Annotated in this window: 22 protein-coding genes and 1 pseudogene; 10 read left to right on the forward strand and 13 right to left on the reverse strand. The window is 59.7% G+C overall.

The window, feature by feature from the left end; all coding sequences use genetic code 11:
• Positions 1–92 precede the first annotated feature (92 nt).
• The 5 genes and pseudogenes from RGR602_RS35255 to RGR602_RS01895 all read left to right on the forward strand — a co-directional run.
• Positions 93–338, forward strand: a pseudogene (locus tag RGR602_RS35255) (IS110 family transposase); the annotation flags it as partial.
• Positions 339–580: 242 nt separating this feature from the next.
• The gene (locus RGR602_RS01880) at positions 581–1354 is read left to right on the forward strand and encodes an enoyl-CoA hydratase (protein WP_039843696.1); all 774 of its coding nucleotides are present in this window, start codon (positions 581–583) and stop codon (positions 1352–1354) included.
• 193 nt (positions 1355–1547) lie between these two features.
• Positions 1548–1826, forward strand: a complete 279-nt coding sequence (gene rpsT / locus RGR602_RS01885; RefSeq protein WP_039843697.1) for a 30S ribosomal protein S20 — start codon at positions 1548–1550, stop codon at positions 1824–1826.
• A gap of 870 nt (positions 1827–2696) precedes the next feature.
• Positions 2697–4250: a chromosomal replication initiator protein DnaA gene (gene dnaA / locus RGR602_RS01890; RefSeq protein ID WP_039846589.1), complete on the forward strand. Its 1554-nt coding sequence runs from the start codon at positions 2697–2699 to the stop codon at positions 4248–4250.
• A gap of 123 nt (positions 4251–4373) precedes the next feature.
• Positions 4374–5456: a saccharopine dehydrogenase family protein gene (locus RGR602_RS01895; RefSeq protein ID WP_039843698.1), complete on the forward strand. Its 1083-nt coding sequence runs from the start codon at positions 4374–4376 to the stop codon at positions 5454–5456.
• On the opposite strand, the gene RGR602_RS01900 is transcribed toward RGR602_RS01895, so the two are convergent.
• The 4 genes from RGR602_RS01900 to gcvA all read right to left on the reverse strand — a co-directional run bounded on the left by RGR602_RS01900 (position 5453) and on the right by gcvA (position 10532).
• Positions 5453–6574 carry an ABC transporter substrate-binding protein gene (locus tag RGR602_RS01900; protein WP_039843699.1) on the reverse strand — a complete coding sequence of 374 codons (1122 nt, stop codon included), beginning with the start codon at positions 6572–6574 and terminating at the stop codon, positions 5453–5455. The genes RGR602_RS01895 and RGR602_RS01900 overlap by 4 nt on opposite strands.
• Positions 6571–7326: a siderophore-iron reductase FhuF gene (gene fhuF, locus RGR602_RS01905; RefSeq protein WP_039843700.1), complete on the reverse strand. Its 756-nt coding sequence runs from the start codon at positions 7324–7326 to the stop codon at positions 6571–6573. The genes RGR602_RS01900 and fhuF overlap by 4 nt, the downstream gene beginning before the upstream one ends.
• Before the next feature lie 4 nt (positions 7327–7330).
• The gene (locus tag RGR602_RS01910) at positions 7331–9517 is read right to left on the reverse strand and encodes a TonB-dependent siderophore receptor (protein ID WP_082046588.1); all 2187 of its coding nucleotides are present in this window, start codon (positions 9515–9517) and stop codon (positions 7331–7333) included.
• A gap of 130 nt (positions 9518–9647) precedes the next feature.
• Positions 9648–10532: a transcriptional regulator GcvA gene (gene gcvA / locus RGR602_RS01915; RefSeq protein ID WP_039843701.1), complete on the reverse strand. Its 885-nt coding sequence runs from the start codon at positions 10530–10532 to the stop codon at positions 9648–9650.
• A gap of 211 nt (positions 10533–10743) precedes the next feature.
• Here gcvA and RGR602_RS01920 point away from each other — a divergent pair, with 211 nt between their 5' ends.
• On the forward strand, positions 10744–11658 hold the full coding sequence (locus RGR602_RS01920; protein ID WP_039843702.1) for a DMT family transporter: 915 nt from the start codon (positions 10744–10746) through the stop codon (positions 11656–11658).
• A 3-nt stretch (positions 11659–11661) separates the two neighbouring features.
• Here RGR602_RS01920 and hemW read toward each other — a convergent pair whose 3' ends face one another.
• The 4 genes from hemW to rph are packed head-to-tail and all read right to left on the reverse strand — an operon-like array spanning position 11662 to position 14659.
• The gene (gene hemW, locus RGR602_RS01925) at positions 11662–12864 is read right to left on the reverse strand and encodes a radical SAM family heme chaperone HemW (protein ID WP_039843703.1); all 1203 of its coding nucleotides are present in this window, start codon (positions 12862–12864) and stop codon (positions 11662–11664) included.
• Between the two features lie 9 nt (positions 12865–12873).
• Complete coding sequence (rdgB, locus tag RGR602_RS01930; protein WP_039843704.1) at positions 12874–13518, reverse strand: RdgB/HAM1 family non-canonical purine NTP pyrophosphatase; 645 nt, start codon at positions 13516–13518, stop codon at positions 12874–12876.
• Positions 13519–13526: 8 nt separating this feature from the next.
• A complete protein-coding gene (locus RGR602_RS01935; protein WP_039843705.1) occupies positions 13527–13943 on the reverse strand; it encodes a VOC family protein in 417 nt (138 codons plus the stop codon).
• Positions 13940–14659: a ribonuclease PH gene (gene rph / locus RGR602_RS01940; protein ID WP_028739408.1), complete on the reverse strand. Its 720-nt coding sequence runs from the start codon at positions 14657–14659 to the stop codon at positions 13940–13942. The genes RGR602_RS01935 and rph overlap by 4 nt, the downstream gene beginning before the upstream one ends.
• 184 nt (positions 14660–14843) lie before the next feature.
• Here rph and hrcA point away from each other — a divergent pair, with 184 nt between their 5' ends.
• Both hrcA and grpE read left to right on the forward strand, forming a co-directional pair.
• Entirely contained in the window at positions 14844–15932 is a 1089-nt protein-coding gene (hrcA, locus tag RGR602_RS01945) for a heat-inducible transcriptional repressor HrcA (RefSeq protein WP_039846591.1), read from the forward strand.
• 101 nt (positions 15933–16033) lie between these two features.
• The gene (gene grpE, locus RGR602_RS01950) at positions 16034–16666 is read left to right on the forward strand and encodes a nucleotide exchange factor GrpE (RefSeq protein WP_039843706.1); all 633 of its coding nucleotides are present in this window, start codon (positions 16034–16036) and stop codon (positions 16664–16666) included.
• Between the two features lie 37 nt (positions 16667–16703).
• Here grpE and RGR602_RS01955 read toward each other — a convergent pair whose 3' ends face one another.
• Positions 16704–17648, reverse strand: a complete 945-nt coding sequence (locus RGR602_RS01955; RefSeq protein WP_039843707.1) for a nucleoside hydrolase — start codon at positions 17646–17648, stop codon at positions 16704–16706.
• 270 nt (positions 17649–17918) lie between these two features.
• On the opposite strand from RGR602_RS01955, the gene RGR602_RS01960 reads away from it, so the two are divergent.
• Both RGR602_RS01960 and RGR602_RS01965 read left to right on the forward strand, forming a co-directional pair.
• Positions 17919–18344: an Hsp20 family protein gene (locus RGR602_RS01960; protein WP_039843708.1), complete on the forward strand. Its 426-nt coding sequence runs from the start codon at positions 17919–17921 to the stop codon at positions 18342–18344.
• Positions 18345–18391: 47 nt separating this feature from the next.
• Positions 18392–18649, forward strand: coding sequence for a BQ00720 family protein (locus RGR602_RS01965; protein WP_022713464.1), 258 nt, complete (start codon positions 18392–18394; stop codon positions 18647–18649).
• A gap of 10 nt (positions 18650–18659) precedes the next feature.
• On the opposite strand, the gene trmB is transcribed toward RGR602_RS01965, so the two are convergent.
• The 4 genes from trmB to lnt form a co-directional block, all read right to left on the reverse strand.
• The gene (gene trmB, locus RGR602_RS01970; protein ID WP_039843709.1) at positions 18660–19361 is read right to left on the reverse strand and encodes a tRNA (guanine(46)-N(7))-methyltransferase TrmB; all 702 of its coding nucleotides are present in this window, start codon (positions 19359–19361) and stop codon (positions 18660–18662) included.
• Positions 19358–20611 carry a methionine adenosyltransferase gene (metK, locus tag RGR602_RS01975; RefSeq protein ID WP_039843710.1) on the reverse strand — a complete coding sequence of 418 codons (1254 nt, stop codon included), beginning with the start codon at positions 20609–20611 and terminating at the stop codon, positions 19358–19360. The genes trmB and metK overlap by 4 nt, the downstream gene beginning before the upstream one ends.
• Before the next feature lie 183 nt (positions 20612–20794).
• Positions 20795–21214 carry a helix-turn-helix domain-containing protein gene (locus tag RGR602_RS01980; RefSeq protein ID WP_022713467.1) on the reverse strand — a complete coding sequence of 140 codons (420 nt, stop codon included), beginning with the start codon at positions 21212–21214 and terminating at the stop codon, positions 20795–20797.
• Positions 21215–21364: 150 nt separating this feature from the next.
• A complete protein-coding gene (gene lnt, locus RGR602_RS01985) occupies positions 21365–22969 on the reverse strand; it encodes an apolipoprotein N-acyltransferase (RefSeq protein ID WP_039843711.1) in 1605 nt (534 codons plus the stop codon).
• Positions 22970–22998 lie beyond the last annotated feature (29 nt).

Here is a 22998-nt window from a genome sequence, read left to right on the forward strand (position 1 = left end):
AGATGCAGTCGATGATCGAGGGACAGTCACGCTTCCAGCCTTTCGGCTTATCCTATTGGGGTTTCGAAGATCTCAATAAGGGAGTTGGAAGCATGGCTGCCTCTTATGAATACCATATCGGGGTCGACTACCACAAATCCTACAGCCACCTTGTGGTCCAGGACAGTAGCAGTAAGACGCTGCGCTCCGGTCGGGTGAAGAACGATCGCCAGTCGCTCGGCGGGTCTCTCGAACGCTACCGCGAGAACTCGCATGCGGTTGTCGAGGCGACCCGCAAAGCACTATGGAAGGCGCGTCGACGACATCCCGGTTGTCCTGATGATTGTTTAGCGAGCCCGGCAGGTCTCTGCTGCGCTCTTTAGGGAGAATGGGAAACCGGGAGCCGAACGCCACTCTGTGAGCGAAGCCACAGGCAAGGTCACGCCTTGGAGAATGGTTCAAGAACCGAACGGCAGATGCCTGTCGTTAAGAAAGAGATTTGCTCGATCGGCGAAAACGCCGGTCAAACCACAACGGAACCCAAGGAAAAGCCGCCAAATGGTGGTGTTTTGCCCCTTGCGTTCTTTCATTGGAGACAAGCATGGCCTATGAAACGGTGATCGTCGAAACCCGCGGCAATGTCGGCCTGATTACGCTGAACCGGCCGCAGGCACTGAACGCGCTGAATTCCACGGTGCTGAAGGAATTGAAGCAGGCCTTTGCAGATTTCCACGACAACGAGGCGATCGGTGCAATCGTTCTGACCGGATCCGAACGCGCTTTCGCAGCCGGCGCCGATATCAAGGAAATGCAGCCGCTGCAGTTTGCCGATATGTATAAGGCCGAATTCATCAGCGGCTGGGACGAGATTGCCAAGGCCCGCAAGCCGGTGATCGCTGCCGTCAGCGGCTTCGCACTCGGGGGCGGCTGCGAATTGGCCATGATGTGCGACTTTATCATAGCGTCGGACACTGCAAAATTCGGTCAGCCTGAAATCACGCTCGGCGTCATCCCCGGCATGGGCGGCTCGCAGCGCTTGACGCGTATGGTAGGCAAGTCGAAGGCTATGGATATGGTGCTGACCGGCCGAATGATGGATGCGGCCGAAGCCGAGCGTGCTGGGCTCGTTTCGCGTGTGGTCGCGCCCGAGCGGCTGCTCGACGAAGCGCTGGCGGCGGCCGACAAGATTGCGTCGCTGTCGCAGCCTTCGGTGCTGATGGCCAAGGAGGCGGTCAATCGCGCGCTGGAAACCACGCTGGAGGAGGGCTTGCGTTTCGAGCGCCGTCTGTTCCACAGCCTTTTCGCAACGGAAGATCAGAAGGAAGGCATGGCGGCCTTCATCGAGAAACGCAAACCGGCCTTTAAACACCGCTGATCTTCATTCCACGGAGAAAGGCGGCGTTTCCTTGAAAATGCGCGTTGACGCGGGCCGGCTTTAGAGTTATATGCCCGCCCACGGTTCGGGAAGCCGATCAGGTTTTCCGTTTATGCTCCCGCATTGCTGAAGATTGTGGCCGCAGGGCCCGCGGTGATGGCGGAGTTTGTTCGAATTCTTGAGAGAGGCATCCATGGCCAATACAACTTCGGCGAAAAAAGCGACCCGCAAGATCGCCCGCCGTACCGACGTCAACAAGGCTCGTCGCTCGCGCGTTCGCACTTTCGTTCGCCAGGTCGAAGAGGCACTTGCAGCTGGTGATGCTGCCAAGGCAAAGGAAGCCTTCCTCGCAGCGCAGCCGGAACTCGCGCGCGCCGCAAGCAAGGGCGTCGTCCACGCCAACACGGCATCCCGCAAGATCTCGCGCCTCGCTGCCCGTGTGAAGGCTCTGTCGGCGCCTGCGACCGCATAATCTTTCGTTAACAAATTGATCGTTATGATTAGCCCGGTAATCAAGCCGGGCTTTTTCGATTCCGACGATCATCTCCGGATTGGCTAATTTGGCGACTGCTTCGTGTCACTGGGGTGACATGAAAAATTGTTTAAAAACAAATAGTTGCGCAAGGACGTTTCCAGCTTGGGCGACTCTTCTGCGTTCCGGCAGGCTTAGTTGTGAGTCAAGCGGATTTTTATTTTTTTTCTTTCAATGCGTGTCCAAAATACCCACTTCGGGAATCTCCTTGATTCTCCTGCGATTCTTTTTTGACATTAGCGTGACGCCCAAAAACGGGCCCCGGAGTCAATGGTCGCTTCTTAATTTTGCGTAAAATTCATCATTGATCTCGGCAACCGATCCTGCCTAAATGACTTCCAGCAAAGGGCGCGGATATCACCTGCAAAGGCTCAGTCTAAACTGCCACACCGGCAGGGCGATGAGTTTGTGTCATTTGTCACGGAGTAGTTATCTCTCCGTTTTTTTCAAGCACTTGAGCTATTTGCGCCGGGACCGTGGCTGGTCACGGAACGAAGATGCTTTGTGCGCTCGGCGGCTCCATGTTCAAGGGAGCTGAAGGGGATGGGGACAGTAAAATTTGCGTTCGGGCAGGCTGGTCGGAAAACGAGGTCCGGTGGCCGGCTTGGCGCGGCGAACATGACGGAGGCCGCATGAAGGCGGTATCCGCCACGGTTGTCTGCGCCGGTCTCGCTTTGCGGGACAGTGTTTGTGTGAACCGGCATGCATGATGGTCCATGAAAGGGCCGCCGGCATGCCACAACGGGGAAAATTGATCGGGCGGCTGTTTGACTGATGTCGCCCGGTGAAATGAATTTGGAAGGCGGCATGATGCAAATGAATTCATTGACGACGGGTGCTCTTGATAATGGGGATAAGGCACCGCAGGCGTTTGGCTCTATTTGCCCGGATGCGGCGGGGGAAAAAGGAGACATGAAGCATGGCATACTTTTCGAGCGTGTTGGTGCGCGTCTGAAGGCCCAGGTCGGCCCGGATGTTTATGCAAGCTGGTTCGCACGTCTGAAGCTGCATTCGGTTTCAAAGAGCGTCGTGCGTCTTTCGGTTCCCACCACATTTCTCAAGTCGTGGATCAACAACCGTTATCTTGATCTCATCACCAGCCTTTTCCGGCAGGAAGATGCTGAAATCCTGAAGGTGGAAATTCTCGTCCGTACGGCAACGCGTCCCGGCATGAAGCCGGTGGATGAGGCAGCTTCCCAAGAGCCGGCATCACCGGTTACGCCAATGCGTCGCCCTCTTGCTGCTCAGCCAGCTGGTCAGGCGGTTCAACAGGCCGTTTCGGCCGCCGCTGCCGCCCGTCCCGCGACGGTCGGCCAGCCGCTGTTCGGTTCGCCGCTCGACTCGCGCTTCACCTTCGACACCTTCGTTGAAGGCAGCTCGAACCGCGTTGCGCTTGCTGCGGCAAAAACAATTGCCGAAGCAGGGCAGGGCGCAGTGCGCTTCAACCCGCTCTTCATTCATTCGAATGTCGGTCTCGGCAAGTCCCACCTTCTGCAGGCGATCGCCAACGCAGCGGTTCAAAATCCGCGGGCGCTGCGTGTCGTTTATCTGACGGCCGAATACTTCATGTGGCGTTTTGCAACGGCGATCCGGGACAACGATGCGCTGACGCTGAAGGACTCGCTCCGCAATATCGACCTTCTGATCATCGATGACATGCAGTTCCTGCAGGGCAAGATGATCCAGCACGAGTTCTGCCATCTGCTGAACATGCTGCTCGACAGCGCCAAGCAGGTGGTGGTTGCGGCCGATCGCGCGCCTTGGGAGTTGGAATCGCTCGATCCGCGGGTACGGTCCCGTCTGCAGGGCGGTGTGGCGATCGAGCTTGATGCGCCGGACTACGAGATGCGCCTCGAGATCTTGAAGCGCCGCCTGGCTGCGGCCCGTCTGGAAGATCCATCTGTGGAAATCCCGGCCGAACTGCTCTCGCATGTTGCCCGCAGCGTAACGGCAAGCGGCCGCGAACTCGAAGGCGCCTTCAATCAGCTGATCTTCCGGCGCTCCTTCGAGCCGAACCTGTCGATCGAGCGGGTCGACGAACTGCTGGCCCATCTGGTCGGCTCCGGCGAGCCGCGCCGCGTGCGTATCGAAGATATCCAGCGCATCGTCGCACGCCACTACAATGTGTCCCGCCAGGAGCTGGTTTCGAACCGCCGCACGCGCGTCATCGTCAAGCCGCGTCAGATCGCCATGTATCTGTCGAAAACGCTGACGCCGCGCTCCTTCCCGGAAATCGGCCGCCGCTTCGGTGGGCGCGACCATACGACAGTGCTGCATGCGGTGCGCAAGATCGAGGAGCTGATTTCGGGAGACACCAAGCTTTCGCACGAGATCGAACTTCTGAAGCGCCTGATCAACGAATGATCGGCGACCGTCCACCTGAAATTTGCGGCCGGAAGCAATTCCGGCCGTTTTCTTTTATGCGTTCTTTTCTATACAGCCTCAAGAAGTGAGCGCCGCGGCTTCGACGGCGCTGGGAGGGTAAAGATGAGTTTTAAGAGGATCGCCGTTCTCGGACTTGGTAAGGTCGGACGGCTTGCGGCAACGCTTTTGCATGAGGGCGGCTTCGAAGTTGCGGGCGCGGATGCGCAATTGCCGCAGGCCGAAGTGCCGTTCGCGTGCCGCGTCGGCGATGTTTCCAACGCGGCCTTCGTGACGGAGCTGCTATCGGGTGTGGAAGCAGTGCTCTCCTGCCTGCCATACCATCTCAATATCGAGCTTGCGCGGGCCGCCCACGTGGCAGGCATCCATTATTTCGACCTGACGGAAGACGTTCCGACCACCAATTTGATCATCGAACTCTCGAAGACGTCGCGTGGCCTGATGGCGCCCCAATGCGGCCTGGCGCCGGGCTTTGTCGGCATCGTTGGTACAAGCCTTGCCGATGGGTTCGACCGCTGCCGCTCGATCCGCATGCGTGTCGGTGCTTTGCCGCAGAACCCGACGGGCTTGTTGGGCTATGCCTTCAACTGGTCGCCGGAAGGCGTCGTCAACGAATATCTGAACGATTGCGAAGTCATCGAAGGCGGTGTGCGCAAGTTCGTCTCGCCGATGGAATGGCATGAGACGATCTATGTCGAGGGCGTCAAGCTTGAAGCCTTCACCACGTCGGGCGGGCTCGGCACGATGTGCGATACGCTGCACGGCAAGGTCGACAATCTCGACTACAAGACGATGCGCTATCCGGGCCATATGGACCTGATGAATTTCTTCTTCCATGAGCTGCTGATGCGGGAGCAGCGAAAACTCGCCGGCGAAATCCTGACCAATGCCAAGCCACCCGTCGACGACGACGTGGTCTATGTCCATGTCGCGGCCGAAGGCACGCAAGCAGGAAGCCTGCGCCGCAAGGAGTTCGTGCGCGCTTATTATCCGATCGAGATTGCCGGCGCGCGCCGCACGGCGATCGCCTGGACGACCTCGGCATCCGTCGTCGCCGTCATCGAAATGGTCCGCGACGGCCTGCTGCCGGCAACTGGCTTCCTGCATCAGGAGCACATCCCGCTCGATGTGTTCCTGCAGACGCCAACCGGAAGCCTGTTCAAGGCGAGCGCCTCAAGTCGCCATTAGCTCTTGAGGCTCGTCCAATAGGCGCCTTCGAAAGGCACCGCGGCAAAACGCTCGTTGATCTCGGCAAGACTTTTTGCCGGATCGACGTCGTCGAAAAGTTCGGGCCTGACCCAGGTTGCCACCGCTTCGGCTGCCAGAATGTTCAGCGGCACGGCATTGAAGAAATTCCACATACCGTGCACTTTGCCTTCGCGAACGGCCTTCAGCGGCGCAAGTGCCGGCATCTTTACCGTTTCGCCGAGCGAGCGCTGGGCTTCTGATGGATCGACGCCGGGACCGATGGAAAAGGCCGTATAGGTGCCGCCGGGTGATCCGGTAGCAATGTAGATATCAGGCTCGGCTGCGAGGATATATTCCGCAGTCACCTGTCCGCCCTGGGGTGGAAGGTTCTTGTCGGCGGCGTTGCGGCCGCCTGAAAGCGTTATCAGTTCTCCGAGCCCGGTGCGGCCGATTGCCCAGCTTCCGCGGACATCGCTTGGAAAGGCATCCATCAGTACGAGAGGGCCGGTGTCCCTCGGCGCCTTGGCTTTGATGCGCTCAAGCCGCGTCTCGAAGAACCTGGCGAAATCTTCGGCTTGCTCATTGCGCTCGAAAATCCGGCCGAGAAGGCGCATGTCGCGCGGCGTGGTCTTCAGCGGGTCGCGATTGAAATCGACAACAACGACCGGCACACCGACGGAGTCGAGATACTGTATCGCACGCTGGCCGAGTTCGCTGTCGGCCTGCCACATCGCCATGATCGCAAGGTCGGCATTGAGCGAGAGCGCCGCCTCGAAGGACAGCCCGTCCGCCTGGCCGTTGCCGACGAAAGGCACGTTCTCGATTGCCGGAAATTTCTTTCGAAAGGCCTCATAGATAAAGGGATTGTCCCCCTTCATGTCATTTGCCCACCCGGCGAGCATGCTGACGGGATCGGGAAGGATCAGCGACAGGGCGACAAGATTGAATCCCGTCCCAAGGATGACGGCTTCCGGCTTTTTCCTGATCGTCACCTTGCGGCCGATCGCATCCGTGATGGTGAGCGGCCACGCGGATTGCGCTTTTGCAACATGCGGAGCACAAAGAACGACGGAAGCCACAGCGAGCAGATTTCGCCGTGTCGTGAGAAACGCGGTCATTGCGGGTTCCTCTGGCTTGGCAATGCGCAGAGTTTGCCGCAGCTTGGAATTCCAGGAAGCATGTATCGAAGGCAGCAGACCTTGCGCCGTGCGACCTGCTCACCCTCTTCATCCAGATAGCTGACGCAGCCGCAAAACGGGTTTACGCCGCCATCCGGCAGGTGGCCGCGCACAAAGAGCGGAAGGTCGGGGCCGTCTGATGGCTCTCCTCCGGTCAGGCGCAATGCATAATCGATATAGACGGCAGCGTTGTTCCAGCAAAGCTTCGCCGAGATGCCGCAGGCCTTCAGCCGCATGACGGCCTCGCCAAGGTGGGTTTCAAGCAGGGGGCCCACGGCCGTGAAACCTTCGGTCTCGACCCCGCTTTCGATCGTGCCGGCATGGGGAACGCCGAAGGCGCGCGGCAGGCCGTTATCCTCCAATGCGATCGTCATCTCTTCGAATCCGACCGGAAGGGCCTGGCCGCCCAGGCGCCGGGCGAGCAAGTAGGGGATCGAAAGCCCGGAAAAATAATAGAGCGACCACATGGAAACCACGGCGCGCCGGTCGCTGCCGCCGGATATTTCCGCATAGCGATCAATCGCGCGCTGAAAGCCTCCGTCCCGGAAAAAAGCAGGCAGTGGCACGCCGCCGGCAAGCTCCTTGCTGATCATCATCTTGTCTCGGCACCAGGCGTGCTCGCCGGAAAAGGCGGGCGATAGGCCAAGCAGCCCGTCCTTAACTGTCATCTCCCGATGCGAGGCACTGGCCATCGGCCTACCAAGTGTAGCGCAGGGTGCCGATCACCGAGCGGCCCTGGTCGCGGTAGCAGAAGCCTGCCGAGCAGACGGGCTCGCGGCGATCGAGTAAATTGGTGGCGTTCACCTGCAGGCTCAGACCGTCGTACTTCTTGTCGAGTGCAGCAAAGTCGTAGCTGACTGCTGCATCGAAAAGCACGCGGGCGCCGTTTTCCGTCGTGTTTTCGTCATTGCCGTAGCTCTTGCCGATGTAGCGGGCGCCGAAGCCGAAGCCCATTCCATAGACGGGGCTGCTTTCCTGGAATTTGTAGTTGGCCCAGAGCGATGCCATATGCTTTGGCACGGAGGAAACATAGTTGCCGACAGTGCCCGTCGGGCCTTCGAGGATCTTGGCGTCCGTAAAGGTATAGGACGCGACCAGCGACAGGCCGTTGTCGAGGCTCGTGTTGGCCTCGATCTCGAGGCCACGGGAACGAATCTTGCCCCGCTGGACCTGAATGTTTTCTGGGCCGCTCGGCAGATTCACAACCTCGTAGTAAAGGCTGTTTTTCTGATCGATATTGAACAGGGCGGCAGAAAGCATCGTATTGCTGTCCGGCAATAGGTATTTGACGCCAATTTCTTCCTGTTCACTCTCGGTCGGTTTGAACGGGGCGTTGGTCTCCCTGTTGATACCGGCATTCGGCGCAAAAGCGGTCGAGTAGCTGACATAGGGCACGAGGCCGAAGTCGGTCTCGTAGCTCAGACCGATTCGCCCGGAAAATTCGTTGTCCTTTTGAGAGACGGTGTCCACGGTGTCGGCAACGAGATCGGTATTTTCCGTATCAGTCCAAACCCAGTCGTAGCGCCCGCCGAGCGTCAGCAGCCAGGCGTCATAGCGCATCTGGTCCTGCAGGTAGGTGCCGGCCTGCCACTGGTCCTGAACGGTGCGGGTCTGGAAGTCGATGTGCGGGACTGAAGCGCCTGCGTTCGGATTGTTGGTATCAAGCGGCGGCGAGACGCCGCGGCCGTCGAGCGAACGCCAACGAAGCCGGGTCAAGTCGAGGCCGGCAAGCAGCGTATGGTCGATATCTCCCGTCTCGAATTTCGCCTCGAGCTGGTTGTCGATAACAAAGGCCGTCAGGCGTTCGTCAAACGTGCCGGCGCTGCGATCCAAAAGTGTTGGATCGACCGCATTCGGTGCGTAGGCAAAGGCCCAATCGGTGTCGATGTTCAATGTCGAGAAGCGTGCATTCTGGCGGAAGACGAAGGTGTCGTTGAGCCTGTGTTCGAACTCATAGCCGATGCGGCCCTGGTTCTGAACAGAATCGTTGAATGCAGGGTTACCCGCGAAGTAGTCCGTTACTTCGCCGGTGACCGGGTCGTTGTAATAAGCGGCCGTGCCACCCGTCTTCGTGCGCGAATATTCGCCGAGGATGGTAAGCTTCGTGTCCTCGTCCGGCTTCCATGTGAAAGCCGGCGCGATATAGACGCGGTCATCCGGAACGCTGATCTGCTCGGTATTGGCGTCACGATAGAGGCCGGTGAGGCGATAATAGAAGGGATCGCGGTCGTTGACAGGGCCGGAGAAATCAAACTGGCTCTGGTAGCGCTGCTGCGTGCCGTATTGCAACTGGAGTTCATGATAGGGGTCCTCCGTCGGGCGCTTGGTGATCAGGTTGTAGAGACCACCGGCGCCGGAGGCGCCATAGAGAGCCGACGAGGGGCCGCGCAGGATCGAAACACCCTCAAGGCCGTAGGGTTCGGTCTTGAAGAGGGAAGAGCCTGCGCCGGGTTGGCGCAGGTTGTCGCGAAAAACGCCCGTATAGGTGACGTCGAAGCCGCGCACCGTGAAGCTGTCGAAGCGTGGGTCGAAACCATAAGCACCCACGCGCGTGCCTGGCGTGTAGGCGATCGTATCGAGCAGCGTTTGGGGGTTGCGATCCTTGAGTTGCTGTTCCGTCACGGACGAGATCGACTGCGGCGTCTCGATGAAAGGCGTGTCGGTCTTTGCGCCGGTGGCGCTGCTCTTGCCGACATAGCCGTCCGCCTGGATGACACCGCCGCTTCCGCCCTTGACGACGATCTCCTGCAGCACAGTCGCGCCATCGTCGGGCTGGTTTTCGGTGACGGTATCCTGCGCAGCGGCGGGAAGGAAAAGATGGGCCATGGCGGCGCCCGTCAATGCGGCTGCCCGCAGCGATCTGGCAAAAACGTGTACTTTCATCAGCTTACAACTCTCGGCGGTCGACATCAATTATTCATGAGTGTAATAGTCAACAATAAGCCGGATGAAAACCTTTTTATGAGTAGTTCTCTCCACTTTTTTGGGGAAGAGCGGAGCGACCGCGAGCTCGTCAGCTCTTTACTTCCGAAAGCAGCCAACGCCGGAAGGCCGCGACGGCCGGGCGTTCGAGTGCGGCGCCCGGATAGACGAGATGAAAGGCGAGGCGGCTCGCAACACCGAGCGGGAAGGGAGCGACCACAGCGCCTTCGGCGAGTTCCTTCTTTAGAAATGACCGCCGCATCAATGCAAAACCGAGACCAGCCTTCATAGCTTCGTAGGCGCCATTGCCATGCATGAAGATCGGGCCGCGCGAGGCGTCGACCTTCGTCGCCCCTGCTGCCTCCAGCCAGAGCTTCCAGTCGTGCCGGTAAACATCATGGATCAACTGGAAGCCGGCGAGCGTGTCTGGAGAGGGATGGTCTCCAAGCTGCGCTGCCAGCCGCGGGGTGCAGACCGGCACCAGCTCATCATCCACGAGCCGCTCGCTGACAAGGCCGTCATAGCCGCCCAGCCCGTGGCGTATGGCCAGATCGATGCCGTCGCGTTTAAAGTCGAGCACGCGATGCGAGGCACTGATGCGCACGTCGATCTCCGGATGGATCTCCTCGAAACGCGCGAGCCGCGGAACCAGCCAATAGGTCGCGAAGCCTGCCGTGCAGGTGACGTTCAGTACCGAGCCGCGTGCCCGCGCTGCAATCGCGGCCGTCGCCTCTCTCATCAGCCGGAAGGCGGTCTGCAGCGTGGCGAAGTAATCAGCGCCCTCGACTGTAAGGGCGAGCGCCCGCGTTTTCCGCTCAAAAAGCCGTACGCCGAGTTGGGCTTCCAGATCGCGGATCTGCAGGCTCACGGCGCCGGGCGTCACATGCAGCTCCTTGGCGGCCAGCGTCATGCTCAAATGCCGTGCGGCAGCTTCGAAAGCCCGCAGGGCCGAAAGGGATGGCAGAAATTCGCTCATGATTTAGTTCAGCTAAAGCATATGCCGAGAAAGACTCGTTTGCCGGAATGGAATTATAGAAATAATATCAGAATGAAAGCGAGCATTAAACAAAATCGTGATGAGATATTCATCGAGCACAAATCGTAGCTGGCAGAAACTGGTGCGCAAGAAACGGGTGGCGAAATCATCCGCCGTATCGTAAGCCCGCGAACAACGAAGGGAGACAGACATGCAGAAACAAATGGGCTTGGCCGAATGGAGTATGCTGTTGGTCCTGTCCCTCCTTTGGGGCGGCTCCTTCCTCTTCAACGGTATTCTAGTCAAGGCACTGCCGCCATTTACGATCGTCACGGGCCGCGTGCTGCTGGCGGCGCTCGCGCTCAATATCATCGTGCGGCTCATGGGTCATACGATGCCGCGCGACGGCAGGAGCTGGGTCGCCTTCTTCGGAATGGGTGTGCTGAACAATATGATCCCCTTCTGCCTCATCGTCTGGGGCCAGACTCACATTGCAAGCGGCCTTGCCTCGATCCTGAATGCCACAACGCCGCTCTTTACGGTCGTTGTTGCCCATATCCTGACCACCGACGAGAAGATGAGCGGTCATCGCCTGATCGGTGTGCTCATCGGCTTTGCCGGCGTGGCTTATATGATCGGCTTCGATGTGCTTCACGATCTCGGCTCGAATATCCTGGCGCAGCTCGCGGTCCTCGGAGCTGCGATCTCCTATTCCTTCGCCGGCATCTGGGGCCGCCGTTTCCGGGCGATGAGCATGCCGCCGCTGCTGCCAGCCGCAGGCCAGGTCACGGCCTCCACCATCTTGATGCTGCCGATTGCGCTGATTGTTGACCGTCCATGGGCATTGCCCGCTCCTGGTATCGAAACCTGGCTGGCGCTGCTCGGCCTCGCACTTCTTTCGACCGCCATCGCCTATGTGCTTTTCTTCCGGGTTCTCGCAACGGCGGGCGCGACGAACCTGGCGCTGGTGACCTTCCTCATTCCCGTCAGCGCCATTCTGTTGGGTACGATCATCCTTGGCGAGCAGTTGCAGGCAAAACACCTGATCGGCATGGCGACGATCGCGGTCGGCCTTGCGGCGATCGACGGGCGGTTGATGTCGCTTAGGAAAAGCCGGGCAGCCTGAGGCTCAGCAGGCGAGATCGGCGACGACCGAATCGAGGATCAGCATGCCCGAGGGCGTGCAGCGAAGGCGGGAATTGCCGATCCGCTCGATGAAGCCGTGCTCCAGCAGAAATTCTTCACGCTTCGGATCCGGATCCCGGCCGGAAAGCTGCTGCCAGCGGGCAAGATCGACGCCTTCCTTCAGCCGCAGCCCCATGAGGAGCAATTCGTCCGCCTGCTCGTCATAGCCGAGCCGTTCCTGCTCCACAATGCCATGCCCGTCGCGCTCGACAAGCTCGAGCCAGGTCTCCGGCTTGCGCTCGGTCGCGGTTGCGATCTTCTCAGGCCCTCGCGTCAGGCGGCCGTGTGCGCCGGGGCCGATCCCGGCATAGTCGCCGTAGCGCCAGTAGGTGAGGTTATGGCGGCTCTCGGCGCCGGGCCGGGCATGGTTGGAAACCTCATAGGCCGGCATGCCCTCACGCGCCATGATCTCCTGAGTCGCCTCGTAGAGGATCGCCGATTGGTCGCCATCCGGCACGATCAGTTTTCCGGCCTTGTGCAGGCCGTAGAACGGCGTGCCCTCCTCGATCGTCAGCTGGTAGAGCGAAAGGTGATCGACCGCATATGAGATCGCTTCCTTCAGCTCCTTCTCCCATTCCCCGACGGTCTGGCCGGGGCGGGCATAGATCAGGTCGAAAGACATGCGCGGGAAGATGTCGCGCGCCAGCTTGATGGCTTTCAGTGCATCGGCCACGTCATGCAGGCGGCCGAGGAATCTCAGATCCCGGTCATTCAGCGCCTGAACGCCGAGCGACACGCGATTGACGCCTGCGGCGCGATAGCCGCGGAAGCGCTCGGCCTCCACGCTCGAAGGATTGGCCTCCATCGTGATCTCGATGCCGTTCGGCACATGCCAGTGCTTGGATATACCGTCGAGAATGGCCGAAACCGTTGCTGGATGCATGAGCGACGGCGTGCCGCCGCCAAGGAAAATGCTCGTCACCGTCTTCGGTCCGCTCATCCGGCGAACGGCAGCCATCTCCTTCAGGAACGCAGCGGCGAACCGCTCCTGGTCGACCGGCTGATGACGGACATGGCTGTTGAAGTCGCAATAGGGGCACTTCGCCGCGCAGAAGGGCCAATGCACATAGACGCCGAAACCGGGCTCGCCGGTATCGGGCAGAAGCATCGCATCGCGCGTCAAGCTTGGTGTATCGAGAATCTCCACGAACCGACCCTACGCTTCCAGGCAGGTTTCGACAAAGCGTTTGAATGCGCGCGCCCGATGCGACAGGGCTTGCGGCTTGCCAATGTTCCAGCCGTGCTTTTCCTCGGCACTCATCTCGCCGAAGGTGATGTCGTAACCTTCCGGTTGGAAGACCGGATCGTAACCGAAACCCTGGGTGCCGCGCGGCGGCCAGACGACGGTACCTTCCACCTCGCCGCGAAAAAGCTCCGTATGCCCGTCTGGCCAGGCGAGGCAGAGCACGCTGACGAAGCGCGCGCGCCGTTGTTCCGGCTTGGTGGCTCCGGCTTTGTCCAGCGCCTGTTGCACCTTTTCCATCCCGATCGCAAAGTCGCGCGTGCCGTCTGCGGTCTCGGCCCAGTTGGCCGTATAGACACCCGGATCGCCACCGAGCGCATCGATCACCAATCCCGAATCGTCGGAAAGCGCCGGCATCCCTGCTGCTTTGGCAGAGGCGAGAGCCTTGATCGTCGCGTTTTCCTCGAAGGTTGTGCCCGTTTCGTCAGGCTCGATGAAGTTGAGGTCCGCTGCCGATTTGGCGGTAAAGCCGAGCGGTCCGATCAGTTCCTGGATCTCGCGGATCTTGCCGGCGTTGTGGCTGGCGACGACGATCGTCTTCGTTTCAAGCGTGCGCATGGTCGGTCCTATTCAATGCCCCAGATTCTGGCTTCGGCGCATTCGAGGCTGTTTCCCGCGGGATCGCGGAAATAGATCGAGCGGCCGCCGTTCGGCCAGTGGACTTCGGATTCGATTTCGATGCCCGCGGCTTTGAGCTTCACCGCCATGGCATCGATGTTCTTACCAGACACCCGGAAACATGCGTGGCCCTGACCTTTCGTGCCGTGGGGCGGTACCTGCAGGGCATCGGCCGCTGGCGGTTTCACCGTTTCATCGGGGTTGAAGATCAACAGCACGCCTTGCCCGCAGCGGAAGAATACATGCCGGTTTGCGGCGCGCGTGATCTTGGCAAGGCCGAGCACGCCTTCGTAGAAGGCCTCGGCCTTGTCGAGATCCTTCGCATAAAGCGCGGTCTCCAGCATGCCTTCCAGCAGGGCAGTCATCCGGCGATGGCCTGTTTCTGCATGTCGACGAGCTCCACGATGCCGGTTTTCGCCAGTGTCATCAGCGCCGCAAATTCCCCGTCCGTGAACGGCGTGCCTTCGGCGGTTCCCTGAATTTCAACGATGCCGCCGGCACCCGTCATGACGAAATTCGCATCGGTTTCGGCCGAGGAATCTTCGAGATAATCGAGGTCGATCACCGGCTGGCTGGCGAAGATGCCGCAGGAAATCGCAGCGACATGATCCTTGAGCACGCGCTCGACCTTGATCATGTTGCGGGTTTCCATCCACTTCAGGCAGTCGTAGAGCGCAATCCAGGCTCCCGTAATGGAGGCCGTGCGCGTACCGCCGTCAGCCTGAATGACGTCGCAGTCGAGCGTGATCTGGCGCTCGCCCAGTTCCTTGAGATCGACGACGGCACGAAGGGAGCGGCCGATCAGGCGCTGGATTTCCTGTGTGCGCCCGCCCTGCTTGCCGGCCGCGGCCTCGCGTTTCATGCGCTCGCCGGTTGCCCGCGGCAGCATGCCATATTCGGCCGTGACCCAGCCCTTTCCAGTATTGCGCAGCCAAGGTGGCGTCTTGTCTTCCAGGCTTGCGGTACAGAGCACATGCGTATCGCCGAATTTGACGAGGCAGGAACCTTCCGCATGCTTTGAAAAATTGCGCTCGAAAGTGACTTTGCGCATCTGGTCGGTTTTTCTGCCTGAAGGCCGCATTGTGATCTCCTGAAGCACGACGCCGAAAACCGTAAAGCGGTTCTCGCAAAACATCATGCATGCTTGAATGGTGTCGACCGCTTCTACGATTGGCCGCAGCCATTTGCAAATTCCCTTTTGCTACGAGGGCGAGAACGGCTATATTTTAGGGATCGTCATCAGCAGCGCAGGTCTAAGGAAGTTCATGGGGTTCAGGTCGACGTCGGTTTCGGATGCCGTTGCTGCGCTGGATGAACGCTCCAAGGAAATCTTCCGCCGCATCGTTGAAGGCTATCTGGAAAGTGGCGAGCCGCTCGGCTCGCGCAATCTCTCCCGCATCCTGCCCATGTCGCTATCGCCCGCGTCGGTGCGCAACGTGATGAGCGACCTGGAGGAGTTGGGCCTGATCTACTCGCCGCATGTCAGCGCCGGACGCCTGCCGACGCAGGGCGGCCTTCGCTTCTTCGTCGATGCCTTCATGCAGGTCGGCGACCTTTCCGCCGAGGACCGTGCGAATATCGACCGCCAGGTCCGCCCCGAAAGCCGCGACAATCCGGTTGAATCGATGATGAACGAGGCAAGCCGGATGCTGTCGGGCATTTCGCGCGGCGCAGGGCTTGTCATCACCTCAAAGAGCGATCCGGTTCTCAGACACGTCGAATTCATCCGCCTGGAGCCCACCAAGGCGTTGGCAGTGCTCGTCGGCGATCACGATCAGGTCGAAAACCGCATTATCGAATTGCCGGCAGGTGTTACGTCGTCGCAGCTGACGGAGGCCGCGAATTTCCTCAATGCCCATATGTCTGGCCAGACATTGCCGGAATTGCGCAAGCAGCTCAGTCGCCTGAAGGAGAACGTCCGCCACGAGCTCGACGCGTTGTCCCGGGATCTCGTCGAGCGCGGTATCGCGGTGTGGTCTGGCGATGCGGACGAAGGCAAGCCGCCGCAGCTTATTATTCGAGGCCGATCCAATCTGCTCGATGGCCTGGCAGGCGCGGAAGACCTCGATCGTCTCCGCATGCTCTTCGACGATCTCGAAAAGAAGGACAGCCTGATCGAGCTGCTGAACCTTGCCGAAACCGGTCCGGGCGTGCGCATCTTCATCGGTTCTGAGAACAAGCTCTTTTCGCTTTCCGGCTCCTCGCTGATTGTTGCGCCCTATCGCGACGATGACGACCGCATTGTCGGCGCCGTCGGCGTCATCGGCCCGACACGGCTCAATTATTCACGCATTGTGCCGATGGTGGATTACACCGCCCAGCTGATCTCCCGGCTTGCGCGCGGCACGCTGTAAAAAACCCGGAATTTTTTCTTCTTTGTCACGCAGACTTGATTTTTTGCGGTCAAAGCTCGATATCGGGCGCATCCCAAGAGAACCCATTACCGGAGACCGTCATGACTGACGAAACGACGAAAAACGGATCTGACGCTGCCGCGGCTGAAGCCGCAGACGACGTTGCCGCAAACGTCGAGAACGAAACCACGGTGGAAGCGCCGCGCCAACCGGATCCGCTTGAAGTGCTCAAGGCTGAAAATTCCGAGCTGCGCGACCGCTATCTGCGCCTTGCCGCCGAAATGGACAATCTGCGCCGCCGCACGGAGCGCGACGTGAAGGATGCAAAGTCCTACTCGGTCGCGGGCTTTGCGCGCGATATGCTTGCCGTTTCGGACAATCTGCGCCGCGCGCTCGATGCCATCCCCGCCGAGGCGAAGGAAGCGGGCGAGACAGGCCTCAACACGTTGATCGAAGGTGTCGAGATGACGGAGCGCTCCATGCTCTCGGCGCTGGAGCGCCACGGCGTCCGCAAGTTGGATCCGATCGGCCAGAAGTTCGATCCGAACTTCCACCAGGCGATGTTCGAGGTTCCCAATGCCGAAGTGGCGAATAACACGGTCGTCCAGGTCGTTCAGGCAGGCTTCACGATCGGCGAGCGTGTTCTTCGTCCCGCAATGGTCGGCGTGGCCAAAGGCGGCCCGAAGGCAGCAGATGCAGACCTCAACACAGCGTTCACCGAAAAGGACGCCTGATCTTCTTTTCAGGCGCCTTTCATAATCAGTCCGAAAATCAGATGCGGGCGAAGCGCTCGATCATGAGATCGAAGAAGCCGTCCGCATCCACATAGCGCATCACCTTGGCATTGCGCTTGCGGTCGGTCACATGCCACCAGTCGACCACCGTCATGCCAACGGTCAGCTCCGACTTCACCTCGATCTCGACATTGCAGTCACGGCCCTTGAAGAGTTCGGGCTTCAGTAGGTAGGCGACGACCGCCGGATCGTGCAGAGGCCCACCGTCCGAACCATACTTCTCGACATCGAAGCGCTCGAAGAATTCCAGCATTTCGACCATTGCTTTGGCCGGTGCCGTGCCGAGATCGGCCATGCGTTTGACGCGATCCTTCCGTGTCAGCAACTGATGTGTCACGTCGAGCGGCATCATCACGATCGCTATGCCGGAACGAAAAACGATGTCGGCTGCTTCCGGATCGACATAGATGTTGAATTCGGCGGCGGGCGTTATGTTGCCGCCCTCGAAGAAGCCGCCTCCCATCATCACCAGTTCACGGATGCGCGGAATGATGTCCGGCGCCTTTTGCAAGGCCATGGCGATATTGGTAAGCGGTCCCAGCGTGCAGAGTGTCACCGTGCCTTCCGGCTCGCCGCGAAGCGTCTCGATGATGAAGTCGACCGCGTGCTGTGCCTGCAGCGGCATCGTCGGCTCATCGAGCTCCGGTCCATCGAGGCCGGTCTTTCCGTGCACGTGCTCGGCCGTGACCAGCTTGCGCGCGATTGGCGCGTCGGCGCCTGCGAAAACCTTCGTGCCGGGTCGTGCGCAGAGCTCGCAGACGATGCGCGCGTTGCGGCTCGTGTAGGAGAGCGGCACGTTGCCTGCGACGGTCGTGACGCCGAGCACCTCCAGCTCTTCGGGGCTGCCGAAGGCAAGCATGATGGCCGCTGCATCGTCCTGGCCGGGGTCGGTGTCGATGATGATCTTTCTGGGGGTCGCCATTGCGTTGCTCCGTCTCAAGGTGCACGTCGTCGTGGCAGGCACCATTCGTTTATTTTTCCGTCGCAGATCGGCGCAGCCGCTGCGCTCGACGATGTGATGCGAGCCGCCATGATTTTTGTCAAGCAACGGCCCCAATCCAACCGTCTTAAATTCATGTGACTGCGATGCGCCGCATATGTCTTGCGCGAAAGGCACACGCTTCCCATATTAACGGCGTCCGGATGCTACGCTTAGGTCCGGGAAGGTCGCTTGGATCAAGGACTTTGAAAGATGAGCCGCATGACACCTTTCGCCAGCCCGCTGCTTTTGGGCTTCGACGCCATGGAAAAGACGCTTGAACGCATTTCCAAGGCAAGCGACGGTTACCCACCCTATAATATCGAACGTATCGCCCCCGACCAGGGAGCGCCTGAGCGCCTGCGCATCACGGTTGCCGTCGCCGGTTTCGGCGAAGACGAGCTGGACGTTACGACGGAAGAGAATCAATTGTTGATCCGCGGCCGCCAGGTCGAGCATGGCGAGCATGAATATCTCTATCGCGGTATTGCTGCGCGCCAGTTCCAGCGAACCTTCGTGCTGGCAGACGGCATGCAGGTTTTGGGCGCCAGCCTCAAGAATGGATTGCTTGCCGTCGATCTCGTTCGTCCGGAACCGGCGCGCATGGTGAAGAAAATTAACATTTCGGTCTCACAGTAGGACAACGGCCCATTCGGCTGTTGGTCCCTTCTCCCGGAGGTACAGGAATGTTGATGAAAGAAGCGAATTCTCACCTGACCAAGTCCGAACTTGCCGGTATCGGCAACGGCGAGGTCGCCTATATCCGCAAAATGCGCAACGACGAGGTCTCGAAGTGCTTTCCCGAAGCACCGGATATCGATCCGAGCGTGGACCTTTGGGCCCTCTTCGGCGCAGACGGAACGCCGATCCTGCTCACGGACAATCGCTCCAGCACCTTCTTCAAGGCGGCTGAAGACGAATTGAAGACGGTCAGCCTGCACTAAAGATGCAGGCTTAGACCCTTTTGAATGTCAGATAGGCGGAGGACCTGCCCTCGCGCCGGGCCTTGGCCTCGTAGCGTGTGCTCGGCCAGCCCTCATAGGGCGTCAGCCAGTCGGCAGCGTCTTGCGCAAGCCAGTCGAAGCCGCCGTGATCGCGGCACTTCAAAAGCGTCCAATTCACGTAGGTATCGATGTCCGAGGCGAAGCAGAAGAGCCCGCCCGGCTTCAGCACGCGATGGAAACGGTCGAGATTGGTCTTGGAAACGAAACGCCGTTTCCAATGCTTCCGTTTTGGCCAGGGATCGGGATAGAGCAGATCGATGTGATCCAGGCAGCCGTTCGGTAACCAGTCGAGCAGTTGCGTTGCATCGTCATCATAGACGCGGATATTCTTTGCACCCTTCGTCTCGATGCTTGCCAGCAGTTTCTGCATGGAATTGATGAAGGGTTCGATGCCGATGAATCCGGTCGAGGGCATTTCCAGCGCACGGTGGATCAGATGTTCGCCACCGCCGAAGCCGATTTCCAGGCGCAGCCGTTCAGCCGGAACCGGGAAGAGGTTTTTCAGTGGCTCCGGTGGAGCCGCTGAAAGGTCGATGAGGAATGCCGGGAGCAGGGTGTTCAGTCTTTCCGCCTGATGTTCGCGGAGAGCCTTCCCCTTGCGGCGACCGAAGAATGCCTCGGTCGCGCGCCCCCGACGCTCCATATCCGTCATGCTGCTTCCCGGAGCTTCACGGTTTCCTTCAGCGCCTTGACGAGGTCGGTGCGCTCCCATGAGAACGAACCGTCACGGCCTGCCTTCCGGCCGAAGTGGCCGTAGGCCGAGGTCTTGGCGTAGATCGGCTTGTTGAGGTCGAGGTGACGGCGGATGCCGGTCGGCGACAGATCCATGTTCTTGCGGATCGCCGCCTCGACTTGGTCTTCCGTCACAGCCTTGCCGGTGCCGTGCAGGTCGACATAGATCGACAGCGGCTGAGCAACGCCGATCGCATAGGAAAGCTGGATCGTGCAGCGGTCGGCGAGGCCTGCGGCAACCACGTTCTTCGCAAGATAGCGGGCAGCATAGGCCGCCGAGCGGTCGACCTTGGTCGTATCCTTGCCGGAAAACGCACCGCCGCCGTGCGGAGCTGCACCGCCGTAGGTATCGACGATGATCTTGCGGCCGGTGAGACCAGCATCGCCGTCCGGACCGCCGATGACGAACTTGCCGGTCGGGTTGATGTACCAGTTGCAATCCTTGGCGATCGGCAGATCGCCCAGCGCTTCGCGGATGTAGGGCTCGACGACGGCGCGAACCTTCTTGGAATCCCAGCTCTCATCGAGATGCTGGGTCGACAAAACGATCGAGGTCACCTCGGCCGGCTTGCCATCGATGTAGCGCACGGTCACCTGGCTCTTGGCGTCCGGGCCGAGCTTGGCAACATCGCCGTCGCCCTTCTTGCGGGCTGCGGCAAGCAGCTGCAGGATCTTGTGGGAATAATAGATCGGCGCCGGCATGAGGTCCGGCGTTTCCTTGCAGGCGTAGCCGAACATGATGCCCTGGTCGCCGGCGCCTTCGTCACCTTGCTGGTCGGAGGCGTTGTCGACGCCCTGAGCGATATCGGCGGACTGCGAGTGCAGCAACACGTCGATCTTCGCCTTCTTCCAGTGGAAGCCGTCCTGCTCGTAGCCGATGTCCTTGATAGCGCGGCGGGCGGCAGCCTTGAATTTCGACGGGTTGATGACGTCCTTGCCGTCCTTGCCCTTTTTCATCAGGCTCGGCGGCAGACGGACTTCACCGGCGATGACGACGCGGTTCGTCGTTGCCAGGGTCTCGCAGGCAATGCGCACGCCCCAGGGGTTGACGCCGGTCTTGGCCGCTTCACGATAGACCAGATCCACGATCTCGTCCGAGATGCGGTCACACACCTTGTCCGGGTGACCTTCGGCGACTGACTCACTGGTGAAAAGATAATTCGCGCGCATTTCGGGATTCCCCTCAAAGAACAAAAGCCGTTAGTTGGTACTCATTCCCCGTTCGAAAAACAAGCACAGAAGGACATAAATATATCTTTATATCTACCGCGAAATGATAAATTTTGCCCTTAAAACGCAAAAAAGGTGGCCTTTAGACCACCTTTTAAAAATGGGAGCCTCAAGGGAATCGGATCAGTCCGTGTCGGCCTCGGCGGCCAGTGCTTTGACAAGCTCCACGACCTTGCGGCGAACTTTCGGGTCGGAAATCTTCACGAACGCCCGGTTGAGCTGGAGCCCCTCCGAGGAAGAGAGGAAATCAACGACATAATTTGAGCTCGACGCTTCTGCCATGCCGGTCAATCCACCGGTGTGATCGCCCGGGGCGTCCTCGAAGAAAAAGGAAACCGGGACGTTGAGAATACTCGAGATGTTCTGCAGGCGGCTCGCACCGACGCGGTTCGTGCCCTTTTCATATTTCTGGATCTGCTGGAAGGTAATGCCGAGACTCTCGCCCAGCTTCTCCTGGCTCATACCAAGCATCGTACGGCGAAGCCGAATGCGGCTGCCAACGTGTATGTCGATCGGGTTAGGCTTCTTCTTGTTTTCAATCATGGTCGTGCCCTAGCAAAGAATTTCAACCTGGTTAAACCGGCAGTGCCCAGACCCATCCGTAACGCCACGTTGTAAGCGGCGCAAACCCTATCATCAAGCATACGTTAACAACGCCGATCGCCACCACTATGCAATTTTAGGGGTTTTCGGTCAATTCGGCTTGAAAATAAAACCAAAGCGGGAAATCGACGCAATCAAAATCAATAACGTTTCAGTCAACCAGAAGTAAGCTTGCTGTGAAAACAAGTTCCCGGATGCGCTGCCGAATCCCTCAAGGGTTGCGTCTATGAACCCTCTCTCATTGAGGGCGAGCCCTGCAACAATCTGCCCGCGCGCATTCACGATCGCCGAGATGCCGTTGTTGGCGTCACGAATCAGGGGCAAACCGGTTTCCACAGCGCGCACCCGCGCTTGCTGGAAGTGCTGATAAGGACCGGGCGTATTGCCGAACCACGCGTCGTTCGTGATGTTCAAGATCGCACCGGCATCGGCGATGTCGCCGGTCATCTCGTCGGCAAAGATGATCTCGTAACAGACCAGAGGATAGAGTTTCAGCCCCGTCGGCAGCTCCAGGAGATGGCGCGTTGCCGCGGCAGAGAATCCGCCCGGCATTTCGACGATATTGCGGATGCCGAAATCGTCGAGGATATTCTCGAACGGCACGTATTCGCCGAATGGAACGAGATGCACCTTGTCGGAAGCCGCGACGATCTGGCCGCGTCCATCGAACGCGTAGATCGAATTGTAGTAGCGCACCGGGTTTCCCGGCCCCATCTCTTCGGCCCGCACGGCGCCCGCAATCAGAATCTGATTATCGGCGAGCGTATCGGCGATCCGGGTAAGAGCATCCTGGTTGTCGGTGAGGATGAAAGGGATCGAGGTCTCCGGCCAGACGATGATGTCCGGCTTCTTTCCGCCGTCCAGCGGCGCTTCGGCCGAGAGCTTCAAATGCATCTCGAAGATGGCCGAGCGGTCGGCGTTGCTGTCGAGCTTGGCCGCCTGATCGATCATCGGCTGCACGAGCCGGATCACCGGCCGTTTCTCCTGCGGCAGCGTGGGAGCTTCCGGCGCGAGATAAAGCACATAGCCGCCGTAGCCGACATGAGCTGCAAAAAGCAGCGCGGCCAGCCCCACACCCGCCGTCGCACCCTGCCGCGTCCCAAGAAGAGCGGGTGCGGCGAAGACGAAGACGGCAAGCGCAGTCACGCCCGTGGTGCCGACGACGTGGGCGGACTGCATCATCAGCGGCATCGGCATGATGCCGTAGCCGACCGCATTCCATGGAAAGCCCGTGAATGTGACGCTGCGCAACCACTCGAAGAGGCCGAAGCTTGCGGCAAGTGCTGCAATGCGGCCTAACCCGTCCGACCAGAAGATGCGGGCGACAGCCGCCGCAAGGCCATAATAGATCGACAGCACTGCCGGCAGGCCAAAGATTGCCAGCGGCAGCGCCCAGGCAAACTCTTCCGAGTCAATCATCAGCGCATGGCCAAGCCACCAGAGGCCTGCGACGAAATAGCCGAAGCCAAAGAGCCACCCGATCGCGAAGGAGGGCCACAGTCGGCCGAGGACGCTTGCCTCGGGGGAGGCGGCTGCGCCATCGATCAGCCAGACAAGGAGTGTGAATGAGAGGAACATCGCGGCAAAAAAGCCGATCGGCGGAAGTGCCAGAACGGCAAATGCGCCGGCCAGGACTGCCAGCAATGCTCGTTTGAAACCCCAGACCAGGATGACCCTGTCCGCAAGCCGCTCCATGCGCACTCCAATCAAGCCGCGAATCAACC

The organism is Rhizobium gallicum bv. gallicum R602sp, assembly GCF_000816845.1.
Taxonomy (GTDB): Bacteria; Pseudomonadota; Alphaproteobacteria; order Rhizobiales; family Rhizobiaceae; genus Rhizobium; species Rhizobium gallicum.